Annotated in this window: 13 protein-coding genes; 4 read left to right on the top strand and 9 right to left on the bottom strand. The window is 67.8% G+C overall.

Annotated elements, in window-relative coordinates:
- Positions 1-30 precede the first annotated feature (30 nt).
- A complete protein-coding gene (locus U9J41_RS16840) occupies positions 31-1,974 on the bottom strand; it encodes a TOL_0244 family TonB-dependent receptor (protein ID WP_322403333.1) in 1,944 nt (647 codons plus the stop codon).
- A gap of 204 nt (positions 1,975-2,178) precedes the next feature.
- On the opposite strand from U9J41_RS16840, the gene U9J41_RS16835 reads away from it, so the two are divergent.
- Positions 2,179-3,537: an alpha-L-fucosidase gene (locus U9J41_RS16835; protein ID WP_322403332.1), complete on the top strand. Its 1,359-nt coding sequence runs from the start codon at positions 2,179-2,181 to the stop codon at positions 3,535-3,537.
- A 157-nt stretch (positions 3,538-3,694) separates the two neighbouring features.
- On the opposite strand, the gene kdgD is transcribed toward U9J41_RS16835, so the two are convergent.
- From kdgD to U9J41_RS16820, 3 genes are all read right to left on the bottom strand, one after another.
- The gene (kdgD, locus tag U9J41_RS16830) at positions 3,695-4,606 is read right to left on the bottom strand and encodes a 5-dehydro-4-deoxyglucarate dehydratase (protein ID WP_322403331.1); all 912 of its coding nucleotides are present in this window, start codon (positions 4,604-4,606) and stop codon (positions 3,695-3,697) included.
- 197 nt (positions 4,607-4,803) lie between these two features.
- Positions 4,804-6,429, bottom strand: a complete 1,626-nt coding sequence (locus U9J41_RS16825) for a methyl-accepting chemotaxis protein (protein WP_322403330.1) — start codon at positions 6,427-6,429, stop codon at positions 4,804-4,806.
- A 132-nt stretch (positions 6,430-6,561) separates the two neighbouring features.
- Positions 6,562-7,620: a LacI family DNA-binding transcriptional regulator gene (locus U9J41_RS16820; RefSeq protein ID WP_322403329.1), complete on the bottom strand. Its 1,059-nt coding sequence runs from the start codon at positions 7,618-7,620 to the stop codon at positions 6,562-6,564.
- A 309-nt stretch (positions 7,621-7,929) separates the two neighbouring features.
- Between U9J41_RS16820 and garD the strand changes: the two genes are divergently transcribed.
- The 3 genes from garD to U9J41_RS16805 are packed head-to-tail and all read left to right on the top strand — an operon-like array spanning position 7,930 to position 11,987.
- A complete protein-coding gene (gene garD, locus U9J41_RS16815) occupies positions 7,930-9,477 on the top strand; it encodes a galactarate dehydratase (protein WP_322403328.1) in 1,548 nt (515 codons plus the stop codon).
- Between the two features lie 44 nt (positions 9,478-9,521).
- The gene (locus U9J41_RS16810) at positions 9,522-10,586 is read left to right on the top strand and encodes a porin (protein WP_322403327.1); all 1,065 of its coding nucleotides are present in this window, start codon (positions 9,522-9,524) and stop codon (positions 10,584-10,586) included.
- A gap of 36 nt (positions 10,587-10,622) precedes the next feature.
- Entirely contained in the window at positions 10,623-11,987 is a 1,365-nt protein-coding gene (locus U9J41_RS16805) for an MFS transporter (RefSeq protein ID WP_322403326.1), read from the top strand.
- Here U9J41_RS16805 and pcaD read toward each other — a convergent pair.
- From pcaD to benA, 5 genes are read right to left on the bottom strand one after another with little or no spacing between them, the layout of a single operon-like run.
- Positions 11,947-12,768 (bottom strand): 3-oxoadipate enol-lactonase, encoded by an 822-nt coding sequence (pcaD, locus tag U9J41_RS16800; protein WP_322403325.1) that lies wholly within the window; start codon positions 12,766-12,768, stop codon positions 11,947-11,949. The two genes, U9J41_RS16805 and pcaD, sit on opposite strands and share 41 nt — an antisense overlap.
- A gap of 4 nt (positions 12,769-12,772) precedes the next feature.
- Positions 12,773-13,558, bottom strand: coding sequence for a 1,6-dihydroxycyclohexa-2,4-diene-1-carboxylate dehydrogenase (locus U9J41_RS16795; protein ID WP_322403324.1), 786 nt, complete (start codon positions 13,556-13,558; stop codon positions 12,773-12,775).
- Complete coding sequence (gene benC, locus U9J41_RS16790; protein WP_322403323.1) at positions 13,555-14,586, bottom strand: benzoate 1,2-dioxygenase electron transfer component BenC; 1,032 nt, start codon at positions 14,584-14,586, stop codon at positions 13,555-13,557. Before benC ends, U9J41_RS16795 begins: the two co-directional genes overlap by 4 nt.
- 11 nt (positions 14,587-14,597) lie before the next feature.
- On the bottom strand, positions 14,598-15,089 hold the full coding sequence (benB, locus tag U9J41_RS16785) for a benzoate 1,2-dioxygenase small subunit (RefSeq protein ID WP_322403322.1): 492 nt from the start codon (positions 15,087-15,089) through the stop codon (positions 14,598-14,600).
- A complete protein-coding gene (benA, locus tag U9J41_RS16780) occupies positions 15,086-16,456 on the bottom strand; it encodes a benzoate 1,2-dioxygenase large subunit (RefSeq protein WP_322403321.1) in 1,371 nt (456 codons plus the stop codon). The genes benB and benA overlap by 4 nt, the downstream gene beginning before the upstream one ends.

Here is a 16,456-nt window from a genome sequence, read left to right as displayed (position 1 = left end):
TGTTTGCTTAACACATGGCGAACCGGGCGCTCAGGGCGTCCACACGAGGCGTACGGCGAGGGCGCGTTCGTATTCGCTGCGCGTCGCCGGCGCGCCGAATTCCGCATGGCGCGGATCGAACAGGTTCTGTCCGATGAGCGACAATTCGAGGTCGGGTCCGATGTGCCAGCCGTAGCGGGCGTCGACCGCCGTGTACGCGGGTACGGCCGGCTGCGGGAGCGCCCCCACGTGGCGCAGCGTGACGTCGAACTCGTGTCCGTTGCCCAGGTCGTACGACGAACGCACGGACCAGTAATGGGTCGGGTCGGCCGTGGATAGGCCCGTCGCGCCCGACAGGTCGCGGCTGCCCGGCTGCAGCGACGTGCCGACGCGCTGCACCACGCCGCCGCCGGACAGGCGCCATGCATCCGCCACCTGCCAGCTGGCCCACGCCTCGATGCCGCGCGTCAGGCCGTCCGCGAGGTTCTCGAACACGACGCCCGTGCCGTGCGGGTTCGGTTCCAGCGTGCGCAGCCCGTCGTAGCGGCTGAAGAACAGCGTCGCCGAATACGAGAGCGCCCGGTGAGGTTGCGCGCGGTAGCCCAGTTCGAACACATTGGCCGTCTCGGAGGCGAAGTCGGGACCGCCCGCCACGCCGTACTGCGGCACGCCGTTGACGACCGACGGCGTCGTCGGGCTGTAGAAATCGCGGTCGATGCGCGAGGGTGAGCGCACCGCGCGCGACAGCGAACTCCACACGAGCGCCGCCGGGCGCGGATTCCATGCAACGCGCAAGGTCGGCAGCACTTCGACGCCGGTGTAATTGTTGTCCTCGACTTTGAGGCCTGCCGTCAGGCGCAGGTCGTCCCGCAGCGCGATCTCGTCCTGCGCGAACAGATTGGCCCAGTGCAGGTTCAGCGTGCCGGGCAGGAAGCCGAACCGGACGCCGTTCTCGACGCGGTCGTGGCCGAGGCGATAGCCGCCGCCCCAGACGACGTGGTGATTCCCGGCCAGGTGCACGGCGTGCTGCAGCTGCAGGTCGAACGTGTCGAGGCGTTCGTGGAAGGCGAGCGGCTGGTCGCGCTCCGTATGGTCCCAGTACAGCTGGACGGTGCCCGACGAGCCGTCCGCGAACGTGCGGGAGACGCGGCCCAGCAGGTTGGCGCCGCCCACCCGGATGTCCTGCGTGCCGGCCTGGCGCAGCCGTGCGTCGTAGACGTCGCCCTGGACGGTCAGGCCGCGCGCCGTGTCGCCCCAGTCGGTACGGAATCCGGCCTGGTCGCGGTGCCACCCGGTCGGGACCGTGGCGCCCGTGGCCGTGTGGGTATCGTCGTTCTCGGCATGCTTGGCGTACGCGCGGTAATGGCCGTCGCCGCCCAGGCTGCCGCCGTAGCGCACCGCGCCGTCGCGCGCATCCTTGCCGAGCGTCGTGGAGAGCAGCACGCCCTGCGTCGCCGCGGCCGGCTTCGTGATGATGTTGATGACGCCGTTGACGGCGTTCGCGCCCCACAGCGTGGCGCCCGGACCGCTGATGACCTCGATGCGCTCGACGTCGTCCAGCACCACGTCCTGCACGTCCCAGAACACGCCGGAAAACAGCGGCGAATACACCGTGCGGCCATCGATGAGGACGAGCAGCTTGTTTTCGAACGGGCTGGAAAAGCCGCGCGCCGTGACGGCATAGTTGCGGGCATCCACGCGCGCGACTTGCAGGTTGGGCGCGAGCCGCAGCGCTTCCGGCAGCGATGTCGCGCCGGAGCGGCGGATGTCGTTGCCGGTGATGACGAAGATGGATGCGGCCGCGTCGGACAGCGATTCCGACCGCCGGGACACCGACGTGACCTGGATATTCGCCAGCTCTTCCAGGGTCAGTTCCGCCATGTCCCGCGACTGGAGCGGTTCGTCGGCCGAGGCGCCTTGCGCGACCAGCAGCGCGGCGGCGCATCCGGCCAGGATGGTATGCAATGGAGACAGCGACATGGTGGATCTGGGCATGGGAGTGGCATACTTGAGCGGTTTGCGAGATTGTATTGCAGAAATCAAAATATTGATCCCAAACATGTTGTTTCGCGTGCGTGCGCGCTACGTCACAAATTTCGTTACTTGCGTTCGGCAATTTTGTAATTGCGCCGGCAGGTTGCCGTTCGGACAATGCGCACTAACGCCATCATGGACAATCACACATCGGGAGACACCGGCATGACGATCTTTTCCCTGCGCGCCAGCCTGCTGCTGGCCGCCGCCCTGTGCGGCGCACCGGGCGCCGCCGCGGCGCAAGAGGCGCCCGCGCCCGGCCAGGCCGCGGCGGGCGATCCGGCCGCGCGCATCGGCTGGTGGCGCCAGGCCCGCTTCGGCATGTTCATCCACTGGGGCCTGTACGCCATTCCCGGCCGAGGCGAGTGGGTGCAATGGAATGAACAGATCCCGACCGGTGAATACGCAAAACTGGCCGACCGGTTCAAGCCGGAGGGGTTCGACGCGGACGCGTGGGCCCAGCTGGCGAAGTCCGCCGGCATGAAATACATGGTGTTCACGTCGCGCCACCATGACGGCTTCGCGATGTTCGACGACGGCGACAACCCGTTCTCCAGCACGAAGACGGCCGCTCGCCGCGATTTCGTCGCGGACTACGTGAAGGCCGCGCGCAAGGCCGGGATGGGCGTGGGGTTGTACTACTCGCCGCTGGACTGGCGCTATCCCGGCTTCTTCTTCCCCGACCTGCAGCGCGACAGCGCGGAAGCGATGCGCGCCCAGTACCACCGCCAGATGCGCGAACTCCTGTCCAACTACGGCAAGATCGACGTGTTGTGGTTCGACGGCGGCGAGACCGACTGGCTGAACTTCGGCGGCGACTGGGCCGGCGCGGAGTGGAAGAAGCGGGCGCCGGGCCGGCATTACGGCGGCGGCTTCGACTGGCAGCACGACAAGGTGTACGCGATGCTGCGGCGCCTGCAGCCGGACGTCGTCATCAACGGCCGCGCCGACATGCCGGAAGATTTTCATGCGCGCGAAGGCGAGGGCGCGCTGGGCGACTTCGACAACACGCACCCGTGGGAGCTGTGCACGACGATTGCCGGCGCCTGGGGTTACCAGCCGGGCATGCAGCCGAAACCCCTCGCGCATTACATCCGGCTGCTGGCGAACGTCGCTGGCCGGGACGGCAATCTGTTGCTGAACGTGGGGCCCGGTCCCGACGGGCGCATCGACGCGGCCCAGGCGGACCGGCTGCGCGAGATCGGCGCCTGGCTCGGCAAGCATGGCGACAGCATCTACGGCACCCGCGGCGGCCCGTTCCTGCCGGGCAGCTGGGGCGCATCCACCTACCGCGGCAACACGATCTACGTCCACGTGCTGCACTGGAACGGCGCCACGCTGACGCTGCCCGCGATCCCCGCCCGCGTCGTGCGCGCGTCCGTGCTGGGCGGCGGTGCGGCAAGCGTCGCGCAGTCCGCGCGCGGCGTCGAGATCGCCGTGGCGCCGGACGCGCGCGACGACATGGACACGGTGGTGGCCCTGCAACTGGCGTCGCCCGCCGCCGCGATCGCGCCGGTGCGCTGACAGCGCGGCCATGCCGGCGCGTTCCGGCGCCGTGCGCGCGACGCGTGGCCGCCGGCCTGCGCTGACCGCGGCGGCGACGACGTCGGCTGCGAGCATCGATGCGGGCGAAAAAAATGACGGCCGCGGCCGTCATTTTTCGTCCGCGCGCGGCGCCGGATCAGCGCACGTTCTGCGCCTTGATCAGCTTGTCCAGCATCGCGTGTTCTTCTTCCGTCAGGTCGGTCAGCGGTGCGCGCACCGGGCCGCCGTCGTGGCCGACCAGGCGGGCGCCGGCCTTGACGATCGACACGGCATAGCCGGCCTTGCGGTTGCGGATCGCCAGGTAGGGCAGGAAGAATTCATCCAGCAGGCGGTTGGTCGTCGCGTGGTCATCCTTGGCGACCGCGTGGTAGAAATCCATCGCCAGTTGCGGCATGAAGTTGAACACGGCCGACGAGTACACGGGCACGCCCAGCGCCTTATAGGCCGCGGCATAGACTTCCGCCGTCGGCAGGCCGCCCAGGTAGCTGAAGCGGTCGCCCATGCGGCGCCAGATCGAGACCATCAGTTCGATGTCGCCGATGCCGTCCTTGAAGCCGATCAGGTTCGGGCAGCGGTCGGCCAGCTTTTCCAGCGACTCCGGGGTGAGGCGGCATTGCGCGCGGTTGTACACGACCACGCCGATGTTCACCGATTTGCAGACCTGTTCCACGTGGGCGACGAGGCCGTCCTGGCTCGCTTCGGTCAGGTAGTGCGGCAGCAGCAGCACGCCCTTGGCGCCGAGGCGTTCGGCTTCCTGGGCGAAGGCGATGGCGCTGCGGGTCGGGCCGCCGGCGCCGGCCAGGATGGGCACCTTGCCGGCGCAGGTGTCGACGGCGGTCTTGATCACTTGCGCGTATTCGTCGTGCGTCAGCGAAAAGAATTCGCCGGTGCCGCCGGCCGCGAACAGGGCGGTGGCGCCGTACGGGGCGAGCCATTCCAGGCGCTCGATGTAGGTGTTTTTGCGGAAATTGCCTTCGGCATCGAAGTCGGTGATGGGGAAGGACAGCAGGCCGGACGACATCACTTGCTTGAGTTCTTGCGGATTCATGGTAGCTCCAGTGGAGGATGAGGAAGAGTGGCTTTACTTGTCAGTCATCGTACAACTAAAGACGAGGTGTCGCAAGAATTTTTTCAACGTCGATGCGTCGCTGTCGCCGTTCAGCCCGAATCTACAGGGAGAAATGCGAATCCGGGCAACATCGGGCTGCCCGGATGGGCATGTTAAAACGACATGAGATCGTACAACTAGCCGCCGAACGTCGCCGGCAGGCGTGCTGGCGCGCGCCGGGCCGCAGGCAGGTGCGGTGTGGTCGCGACGGCCGGCGGCAGCTTGAACAGGCTGACGGTCGTGAGCAGGTTGCCGGCCTCGACGTTCAACGCCTCGGCCGCGGCGGCCGATTCCTCGACGAGCGCCGCGTTACGCTGCGTCATCTCGTCCATGTTCGCGATGGCGCCGTTGATCTGCTCGATGCCCAGGCTCTGCTCGCGGCTCGCTTCCGCGATCTCGACGACGATGCCGGACACGCGCTGCACGCTGTGGACCATCGCCTGCATCGAATCGCCCGCTTCCCTGACCAGGTGGGTGCCGGAGACGACCTTGTCGGCCGAATCGTTGATCAAGGCCTTGATTTCGCGCGCGGCCGTGGCGCTGCGCTGGGCGAGGGTGCGCACTTCGCCGGCGACGACCGCGAAACCGCGCCCCTGTTCGCCCGCGCGCGCCGCTTCGACGGCGGCGTTCAGGGCCAGGATGTTCGTCTGGAACGCGATGCCGTCGATCACGGCGATGATGTCGACGACGCGGCGCGACGAGCTGTCGATGGCGGCCATCGTCTCGACCATCCGCTCCATCACGACGGCGCCCGTCGTCGCCATCGTGGATGCCGTCTGCACCAGCTGGCGCGCCTGCGCCGCGTTGCCGGCCGTCTGCTGGACGGTGCTGGTGAGCTCTTCCATCGACGACGCCGTTTCTTCCAGCGACCCCGCCTGCTGCTCGGTGCGGGCCGACAGGTCGGCATTCCCGAGCGACACTTCATGCGCCGTCGCGCCGATCGCCTGGGCGCCGCTGCGCACGGTGCACACCATCGCGGTCAGGCTCTCCTGCATGCGCGCGATCCCGCCCATCAGGCGGCCGATTTCGTTGTCGCCCCGCGCGGCAGCGTGCGCGGTCAGGTCGCCCTGGGCGACGCGGTCGAGGAGCGTCACGGCCTCGCCGATCGGGGCGATCACGACGCGCTTGAGGAAGAGGTGCATGGCGGCGACGAGCGCCAGCGCCGCCGCGCAGCCGAGCGCGACGAGCCACAGCACCGTCGTGTATTCGCGCGCACGCTCCGCCATCAGCCGCTCGCTGAGCGCCGTCTGCTGCTTCTGGAATTTCTCGAGCAGCGCGGAAAAGGCGGCGCCCTGCGACGTCAGCTGCTCGACGTTGATCTTCGTGTATTGCGCGGCGTCGTCATGATGCAGCGCGTCGATGGCGCGGTCGAGCGTGCCGACGAGGCGGGCCGCGGCGTCGCCCAGTTCCTTGCGCAATTGCACATCGGTGGCGGCGGGAGGCAGGCGCGCGACGAATGCCTGCAAGGCCGTGGCCGAGCGGCCCTGGCTCGTCGCGGCACTGTCCAGCCCGCTGCTGGCGGACGTGGCCTTGCCGTTTTCCTTGAAGTCGGTGTAGGCGCGCACCAGCGCCGAGCGGGTGCGCGTCGTGTCCTTGTAGATGTCGTTGATCGCCTGCGTGTCGGTATTCAGGCCGTACGCGAGCGCGAGCGCGTTGTTCGAGCGTTGCAGGGTGAACACGCCCAGGCCGGCGCCGATCACGAGCATGACGGCGAACAGGCCCAGCGACGCCATCAGGCTGAAGCGGATCGTAATGTTTTTCATGGTTGAGTTTGCAAAAAGGGGAACGCTGAAGGCCGGGCTCGACCTTGCGGCGGGGCATCATCGCACGCCTCGTTCGTGCTGACTATTTCTTCTTGGAAATTTTGCGAAAAACGTTGCGTCGATGCCGCTTCGTCAGCCGACGGTCCGCGTCGTCGCCCGCTCGACCAGCTCGAAGCCCACGTCGACGACCTTGCCCGCCAGCGGACGGCCTTCGATCTTGGCGATCAGCGCTTTCGCCGCCTGCGCGCCGATGGCCCGCTTGTCGATGTGGACGGAGGAAATGGGGGGATGGGTGAACGCGGCGAAATCGAAGTCGCCGAAGCCCATGATGCCGAGCGAACCGGGCACGGCGATGCCTTGCGCGGCCGCCTCGATCAGGGCGCCCTGGGCCAGCACGTCCGAACTGCACACGACGACTTCCGGATCGTGGCCGCCGGCCAGGATCGCGCGCAGGCCCTCGCGGCCGAGATTGAGGACGGTCGGCGGCGTCGCCATGTGCGTGGCGACGGGCACCACGCCGTGGCGCCGCAGCTCCGCCTCGAGCGCCTGGCGGCGCCGGTTGGCGCGTTCGTCGCGGGCGCAGATCGATGCAAATCGTTTATACCCTTTGCCCAGTAAATACTGCGCGACCTTTTCGCCGATCCGTTCCTGCGAAAAGCCGATGGCGATGTCGATGGGGGAGGGCGTCAGGTCCCACGCTTCCACCACGGGCACGCCGGTGGCCAGCAGCTTCTTGCGCACGCTGGCGTGGTGCTGGATGCCGGTGAGGACGATGCCGTCGGGCTGGCGCGACAGGATCGCCGTCAGCAGGTCTTCTTCCTTCTGCTGCGAATAGTTCGAGACGGACAGCAGCAACTGGTAGCCGTGCGCCGACAATTCGTCGTTCAGGCCCTGCACCATCTCGGCGAACATCGAGTTGGACAGCTGCGGCACGATGGCCGCGATGAGCTGGCTGCGCTTCGTCGTCAGGCTGCCGGCCAGCATGTTCGGGATATAGCCCATCGCGGCTGCCGCTTCCTTCGCGCGCGCGATCGTGTCCGGCTTCACGAGCTTGGGGTTGTGCAGCGCGCGCGACACGGTGATGGGCGACAGGCCGGCCAGCCGCGCGACGTCCTTGAGCGTGATGCTTTTCGGCCGTTCCGGGAACGTGTCGTCGTCGTTGTTGCGGTCGTGGTCGAGCGGCTCGGTCATGCGCGGGTCTGTTGGGTAAATGATCAGTTGTACGACATCCGACCACAAAACGCTTGCGTTCACGGATGATTGCGGTATCATACCAAACGTCGGTCAAGGATGGTGATTTTGCTCACTCTTGCGCGACTGGAAAAGCGATGGCCGGAGACTGAACGGCCATATTTTTAAGATCAAAATGATTGCGGTGTCATTTGTGCGTGATGTGGATGCACGGCCGGTCCCGAACGTCCGGAAATGCAGCGGCCGTTTTTTCGGGATCGAAATGATTGCGCAATCATGAAGAACGCAGCGCCCGTAGATTTGGAGACGATGATGACCACCCCCCGCACCATCCGCATGCACGAGAACGACAACGTCGCCATCGTCGTCAACGCCGGCGGCCTGCCGGAAGGCACCGTCTTTCCCGATGGCCTGACATTGAAGACGCGCGTGCCGGAAGGGCACAAGGTGGCGCTGCGCGACATCGCCCTGGGCGAGCCGATCATCCGCTACGACGTGACGATCGGGTACGCGTTGCAACCCATCGCACGCGGCACGTGGATCGAGGAATCGCTGGTCGGCATGCCGGCCGCGCGCGGCCTGGACGACCTGCCGCAACCGGTGCGCGACCGCGCGCCGCTCGCGCCGCTGGAAGGTTTCACGTTCGAGGGCTTCCGCAATCCGGACGGCTCGGTCGGCACGCGCAACATCCTCGCCATCAGCGAGACGGTGCAGTGCGTGTCCGGCGTCGTCGAATTCGCCGTCGAGCGCATCAAGAAAGAGCTGCTGCCGAAATACCCGAACGTGGACGACGTCGTCGCCATCGAGCACACGTACGGCTGCGGCGTCGCCATCGACGCGCCCGGCGCCGAGATCCCGATCCGTACCCTGCGCAACATCGCCCGGAACCCCAACTTCGGCGGACGCGTGATGGTCGTCAGTCTGGGCTGCGAAAAGCTGCAGCCGATGCGCATGTTCCCACCGGGGTCGATCGCGATCCGGAACGCGCAGCAGGAACCGGACGTCGTGTGCCTGCAGGACGCGGCGCACGTCGGCTTCGGCGACATGATCGACTCCATCATGCGCACGGCCGAGACGCACCTGGCCGCACTGGACCTGCGCCGGCGCGAGACCGTGCCGGCGTCGGAACTGGTGGTCGGCGTGCAGTGCGGCGGCAGCGACGCGTTTTCCGGCGTGACCGCGAATCCGGCCGTCGGCTATGCGAGCGACCTGCTCGTGCGGGCTGGCGCCGCCGTCATGTTTTCGGAAACGACGGAAGTCCGCGACGGCATCGACAAGTTGACGGCGCGCGCCGCCGACGACGGTGTCGCGCAGGCGATGATCCGCGAGATGGCGTGGTACGACGAGTACCTCAAGCGCGGCGGCGTCGACCGCAGCGCGAACACGACGCCCGGCAACAAGAAGGGCGGCCTCGCCAACATCACCGAAAAGGCGATGGGTTCCATCATCAAGTCCGGCACGGCGCCCATCGCGGGCGTGCTGGCGCCGGGCGAAAAACTCCAGCAGAAGGGCCTGATCTACGCGGCCACGCCGGCCAGCGATTTCATCTGCGGCACCCTGCAGCTCGCGGCCGGCATGAACCTGCACGTGTTCACGACGGGGCGCGGCACGCCGTACGGGTTGGCCGCCGTCCCGGTAGTGAAAGTGGCGACGCGCGACGACCTGGCGCGCCGCTGGCACGACCTCATGGACATCAACGCCGGCCGCATCGCGACCGGCGAGGCGACGATCGCGGACGTCGGCTGGGAGCTGTTCCACTTCCTGCTCGACGTGGCGAGCGGCCGCAAAAAGACGTGGGCCGAGCAGTGGAAGCTGCATAACGCGCTCACGCTGTTCAACCCGGCGCCCGTGACCTGAGCGTCCGCGCGACCAAAAAAATACCCACAAACCAAGGAGACACCTTGAAAAAAGCAGCACTGATCGCCCTCGGCCTGGCCGCGGGCGCGGGGGCGCACGCCCAGACGAACGTCACCCTCTACGGCATCGTCGACGCCGCCCTCGTGGGCGAAAACGGCGGCAGCGCCGGTCATGTCACGAAGGTGACGAGCGGCGCCGCCTCGGCGTCGCGCATCGGCTTCCGCGGCACCGAGGAACTGGGCGACGGCCTGGCCGCGTTCTTCACGCTGGAGACGGGCGCCAGGATCGATACCGGCGAGGTCGACGCGGCCGGCACGATCTTCAACCGCCAGGCGTTCGTCGGCCTCAGGACGAAGGCCGGATCGGTCGCCCTCGGCCGCCAGTACACGCCGTACCACACGACCCTGGCCGCCGTGGCCGATCCGTTCGGCACCGGTTACGCGGGCACGGCGAAGAACCTCTTCCCCGACAACGGCACGAACGTCCGCGCCAGCAATACGGTCACCTACGCATCACCCAGGGTGAACGGCGTGAACGTCGACCTCGCGTACAGCGCGGGCGAGCAGACCGCATTGGCGGCGGGGCGCCAGTTCGGCGGCGCGATCGGCTATGCCGCGGGACCGCTCACGGTGCGCCTCGCGTACAACAGCAAGAACACGGACGTCGCGGCGACCGGCACGAACCATGAACTGGGTCGCAACACGCTGCTGGGCGCGAACTACGACTTCAAATGGGTCAGGCTGTATGCGGCGTACGGCATCGACAAGGGCTTCAACAGCGCCACGCTGGGCAATGCCAACAACCCGTACGGCGGCGTGAAGCCGACGCCGTCCATCGACGGCCGCGATATGCTGCTGGGCTTCCGGGCGCCGGTCGGTCCGGGCACGCTGATGTTCTCGACGATGCACAAGGACGACCGCACCCATTTCAACCAGGACGCCACCTCGTGGGGCATCGGCTACCTGTACGAGCTGACGAAACGTACGGGCCTGTACGCGGCCTACGCGCACATCAATAACAAGAACGGCGCCGGCTACACCGTCGCCAACAATTCGGAGTCGGGCTCGGGCAACACCGGCTACGACCTGGGCATTCGCCACACGTTCTGACCGCGGCGGACGCACCCCACAACCTTGGAGGAAACCATGGAGCACACAACGACCGCCGCCATGCCGGCCGCCGCGACCAAACTCGCGTCGCGCACGCGCTGGACCATTCTCGCGATCCTGTTCATCGTCACGACGATCAATTATGCGGACCGCGCCTCGATCTCGATCGCGGGACCCGAGATCCGCAAGGCCCTCGGCCTGTCGCCCGTCGAAATGGGCTTCGTGTTTTCCGCGTTCGCCTGGTCGTACGTGATGGCGCAGCTGCCGGGCGGCTGGCTGCTCGACCGCTTCGGTTCGAAGATCACGTACTTCTTCAGCATCTTCCTGTGGTCGCTGTTCACGATGCTGACGGGCGCCGTCGGCTTCATGACGGGCGCCGCCGCCGTGGGCACCCTGTTCGCGCTGCGCTTCGTCGTCGGCGCGGCCGAGGCGCCTTCGTTCCCCGGCAACAGCCGCATCACGTCGGCCTGGTTCCCCACGCATGAACGGGGACTCGCGTCCGCGCTGTTCAACTCGGCCCAGTATTTCGCGACCGTGCTGTTCGCACCGATCATGGGCTGGCTGGTCCACAGCTACGGTTGGCAGAGCGTGTTCGTCGTGATGGGGGGCCTGGGCATCGTGATGGCCTTCGTCTGGCTCAAGACGATCTACGGCCCCAAGGACCATCCGTCCGTGAGCGCCGGCGAACTGAAATACATCGAGGAGGGCGGGGCGCTCGTCGACCTGGACGGCGCGCAGCGCAGCGCCCAGCCGCCGGCCGTCGACACGATCGCCTGCGTCAAGGAACTGCTGGGCAACCGCATGCTGCTGGGCGTGTACATCGGCCAGTACTGCATCAACACGCTGACCTACTTCTTCCTCACGTGGTTCCCCGTGTACCTCGTGCAGGAGCGCCACATGACGATCCTGAAGGCGGGCTTCGTCGCCTCGGTGCCCGCCATCGCCGGCTTCCTCGGCGGCGTCGTGGGCGGCACGATCTCGGATCGCCTGGCGAAGGCCGGCTTCTCGCTGTCGATGTCGCGCAAGGTGCCGATCGTGGCCGGCATGCTGCTGTCGATGAGCATGATCGCCTGTAACTACATCGAGCAGGACATGTTCGTCGTGGCCGTGATGGCGCTGGCCTTCTTCGGCAAGGGCGTCGGCGCGCTGGGCTGGGCCGTCGTGGCCGACACGTCGCCGAAGGAAGCGGGCGGCCTCTCGGGCGCGCTGTTCAACACCTTCGGCAACATCGCGGGCATCACGACGCCGATCGTCATCGGCTACATCCTGCAGGGCACCGGTTCGTTCGCGGGCGCGCTCGTGTACGTGGGCGCGAACGCGGCCGTCACGATCTTCAGCTATGTGTTCATCGTGGGCGAGATCAAGCGCGTGAAGCTGGTGAAGTCGCTGGTCGCGCACTGACGCATCCGGCCAGGAAGCGCCGCAGGTGGTCGGTGAACGCCGGCGCCGCTTCCAGGTTCGAGATGTGCGACGCCGGCACGACGGCCAGCTGCGCCCCGGCGATCGCCGCCGCCAGCCGTTCGCCGTCGGCCACCGTCGTCACGGGGTCGGCGGCACCGGCGATGACGAGCGTCGGCGCGCGGACCTGGGCGAGGTCCGGCCGCAGGTCGGCCAGTGCCAGCGCGTCGCAGCAGGCCGCGTAGCCTTCGGCATCCTGTGCGCGCAGGGTCGCGACGAGGCGGTCCACCAGCGGGCGCTCGCGCTCGATGAAGCCGTGCGTGAACCAGCGCGCGGCCGCGCCGTCGGCCACCCCGTCCATCCCCGCGCGCCGCACCTGTTCGGCGCGCGCCGTCCAGCCTGATTCGGTGCCGATGCGGGCGGCCGTATTCGCGAGCACCAGGCCGGCGATCCGGTGCGGCCGGTGGATGCCCAGCCACTGGCCGGTCATGCCGCCCATCGAGATCCCGCAGAAGTGCGCTCGCGCGATGCCCAACGTGTCGAGCAGGCCGGTCACGTCGAGTCCCAGGCGTTGCAGCGTCACGGGCGCGGTGCCGCGTCCCGACCGGCCGTGGCCGCGCGCGTCGTAGCGCAGCACGTAAAAATCGCGGGCCAGGATCGCCGCCTGCGGCTCCCACATGGCGAGGTCGGTGCCGAGGGAATTCGAGAGCACGACGCAGGGCCGCGCCGGATCGCCGTCGGCCCGGTAATGCAGGCGCACGTCATCCACTTGTACGAAGCGCATGGCATCACCCCTGGTCGCCGCCGCCCACCGGCAGCACTGTGCCGGTGACGTACGACGCTTCGCTTGACGCGAGGAACAGGATCGCGGCGACCTGCTCGTCGACGGTGCCGTAGCGGTGCATGAAGCTCGATGCCAGGGTCTGGTCGACGATGCCCTGGTACCACACCTGTTCCCGTGCGTTCAAAGGCTGCGGATTGCGCGGCACCTTGCGCGGCGGGGCGTCCGTCCCGCCCGTGGCGACGGCGTTGACGCGGATGCCGTCCTGCGCATGTTCGAACGCGAGGCTCGCCGTCAGCGCGTTGACGCCGCCTTTCGCCGCCGAATAGGGCACGCGGTGGATGCCGCGCGTGGCCACCGACGACACGTTGACGATGGCGCCGGCCCTGGCCGCGATCATCGCCGGCAGCACGGCGCGGCAGCACCACAGGGTCGGGAACAGCGAACGGCGGATTTCGGCCTCGATCTGCGCCTCCTCGTAGTCCTGGTAGGGCTTGGCCCAGATCGTGCCGCCGACGTTGTTGACGAGGATGTCGATGCGGCCATGGTCGGCGAGGGCGCGGGCCGCCAGCGCGGCGGCGCCGGCCCACGTTTCGAGATCGGCCTCGATGGCGACGACCTGCGCGCCGCAGGCGGCGGCTTCCTGCGCGACCTCGTGGACGAGCGGCGCGCGGTCCGCCAGCACGAGCCGTGCGCCTTCGCGCGCGGCGGCCAGCGCCACGCCGCGTCCAATGCCCTGGGCCGCGCCGGTGACGATCATGACCTGGTCCTCGAAGCGGTCGGGATGGATCATGCGGCACCTCCGGTCGTGCTGGCCGCGGCGAACTTCTCGAAGTAAAAGCCGTGCGGCGCGATGCCGACGTCGTCCAGCCAGGTGCGCACGGCGTCGACCATCGGCACGGGGCCGCACAGGTAGACGTCGACGTCGCCGCCGTGCATCCAGCCCGGCTCGACGTGCGCTGTGGCGTAACCCTTGCGCGGATGATTGCTGGCCGCATGCGCCACGCACGTCACGTACTGGAACTGCGGATGCGCGGCCGCGATGCGGTCCAGGCGGTCCAGTTCGACGAGGTCGTGGTCGTGGGTGACCGCGTACACGAGGCGGACCGGATGCGCGAAGCCGCGCGCGGCCAGCACGTCGAGCATGGACAGGAACGGCGCGATGCCGGTGCCGCCCGCCAGCATCAGCACGGGGCGTTGCACGGGCCGCAGGTAGAAGCTGCCGTACGGGCCGGAGAACGCGACCGGCTCCCCCCGCTGCGCGTGCTTGGTCAACCATGTGCTCATCGCGCCGTCCGGCACGTTGCGCACGACGAAGCCGGCATGTGCCGCGCCGGGCGCGGAGCTGAACGAGTACGACCGGGTCTGGTCCGTGCCGGGCACGCGCACGTTGACGTACTGGCCGGGGAGGAAGTCCAGCTGCGCCGGCGCGTCGAGCGCGACGGAGAACGCGATCGTCGACGGCGACAGCTGCGCGACCGCGGCGACCTTGCCGGCGGAGTCGCCGACACCGGTCTTGCACGCGGCCGACGTGGCCGGGATGCGCACGACGCAGTCGGAGGTCGGACGCATCTGGCAGGCCAGCACGTGGCCGGCCGCGGCGTCCTGGGCGTCGAGGGCATCCTCGATATAGCCGTCGGCGGGCATGTCGTAGCTGCCGGATTCGCACAGCCCGCGGCACGTGCCGCAGGCGCCGTCGCGGCAATCGAGGGGAATGTTGACCTTCTGGCGGTAGGCCGCGTCGGACAGCTTTTCGTTGGGGTTGCAGCCGATGAAGCGCGTGACGCCGTCCTCGAACTGCAGTGCGATCGTATGGCTCATGACCGGCTCCTTTAGATGTGATAAATGTCGATCACCTGGCTGATGTAGTCGTTCTTCAGGACGACGTACTTGTCCAGGATGCAGGGCGCCGGACCGGAAAAGTCGATCACGTAGCGCGACATGCCGAAATAGCTGTGGGTCGTGTGGTAGCGGTGGCTCAGCGTGTGCCAGTTGAAGCGCACCGTGTGCAGCGCGCCGTCGACCCGTTCCAGTTCCACGTTGGCGATGTTGTGGCTCGTGCGCGTGTCCGGAATGGTCGCGCTGGAGCGCTCCGTCCTGATGCGGAACACGCGGTCTTCCAGGCCCTGGCGGCTCGCGTAATAGATCAGCGAGATCTCGCGCTCCGGGTCGGCGACCAGCGTGCCGTCGTCGTCCCAGGACGGCATCCAGAAGCGCGCGGCCGCGTCGTAGCAGGCGAGCCAGTCGTCCCACTGTTCGTCGTCGAGCAGGCGCGCTTCGCGGTACAGGAAGGCCTGGATGTCCTGCATCGTCACCGTGCTCATGTCGCGCCTCCCTGTGCGGCCAGCGCCCGCTTCATCACGTCCAGCCAGTAGCGGTGCTGGATGGTGTACAGGCCCTCGTCCTCGGTGCGCACGCCGCTCAGCACGGGGGCGAGGCCGATGGCCTGCGCCGCCGCGTCCGCGCCCTGGACCCAGTGCTTCGCGCCGCGGCACATATCGTTCCACTGCATGGCCGCGCCGTTGTAGCCCTGCTGGCAGGCGCGGAATTCTTCCAGGTCGTCCGGCGTCGCCATGCCGCTGACGTTGAAGAAGTCTTCGTACTGGCGGATGCGGTGGGCGCGCGCCTCGGCCGATTCGTCCCTGGGCGCGATGCAGTAGATCGTCACCTCGGTCTTGTCCACCGCGAGCGGACGCAGCACGCGGATCTGGGAGCTGAACTGGTCCATCAGGTACACGTTCGGATACAGGCACAGGTTGCGCGAGCGGCCCACCATCCAGTCGGCCGTCGCGCGGCCGTAGCGCTCGGCGTACTCGGCGTGGCGCGCGAAGTTCGGGCGGTCCTCGGGATTGGCCCACTCCGACCACAGCAGCATGTGCCCGTGCTCGAAGGCGTAGAAGCCGCCGCCCTGGCGGCCCCAGTTGCCGGCATCCATCGCGCGGATATTGTCGGCGCCGGCCGCGTGTTCTTCCTTGCGGCGGTTCGTCGTGGCCGCGTAATTCCAGTGCACGGCCGTCACGTGATAGCCGTCGGCGCCGTTCTCGGCCTGCAGTTTCCAGTTGCCGTCGAACGTATAGGTCGACGCGCCGCGCAGCACTTCCAGGCCGCCCGGGGACTGGTCGACGATCATGTCGATGATCTTGCCGGCCTCGCCGAGGAAGGCTTCCAGCGGCTCGACGTCCGGATTCAGGCTGCCGAACAGGAAGCCGCGGTAGTTGCCGAAGCGTGCCAGTTTCTTCAGGTCGTGCGAACCTTCCTTGTTGAAGCAGTCCGGATAGCCGGCGCCTTCCGGGTCCTTCACCTTCAGCAGCTTGCCGCTGTTGTTGAAGGTCCAGCCGTGGAACGGGCAGGTATAGGTCGCCTTGTTGCCGCGCTTGTGGCGGCACAGCTGGGCGCCGCGGTGGCTGCACGCATTGATGAACGCGTTCAGTTCACCGTTGCGGTTGCGGGCGATGAACACCGGCTGGCGGCCGATGTGCGTCGTGTAATAGTCGTTGACGTCGGCGACCTGGCTCTCGTGCGCCAGGTAGACCCAGTTGCCTTCGAAGATATGCTTCATCTCGAGGTCGAACAGGACCTCGTCGGTGAAGGCGCTGCGGTGCAGGCGGTGGTCGCCCGTCGCGGCGTCCTCGATCATGTAGTCGTCGAGGCTCGTCGGCTTGCATGCGCCGACCGGAACGATGGGAATCAT

The organism is Massilia luteola (assembly GCF_034420155.1).
GTDB classification, from domain to species: Bacteria; Pseudomonadota; Gammaproteobacteria; order Burkholderiales; family Burkholderiaceae_D; genus Telluria; species Telluria luteola.
The sequence above is the reverse complement of the archived record's forward strand: the minus strand, read 5'-3'. Positions and strand labels throughout refer to the sequence as shown.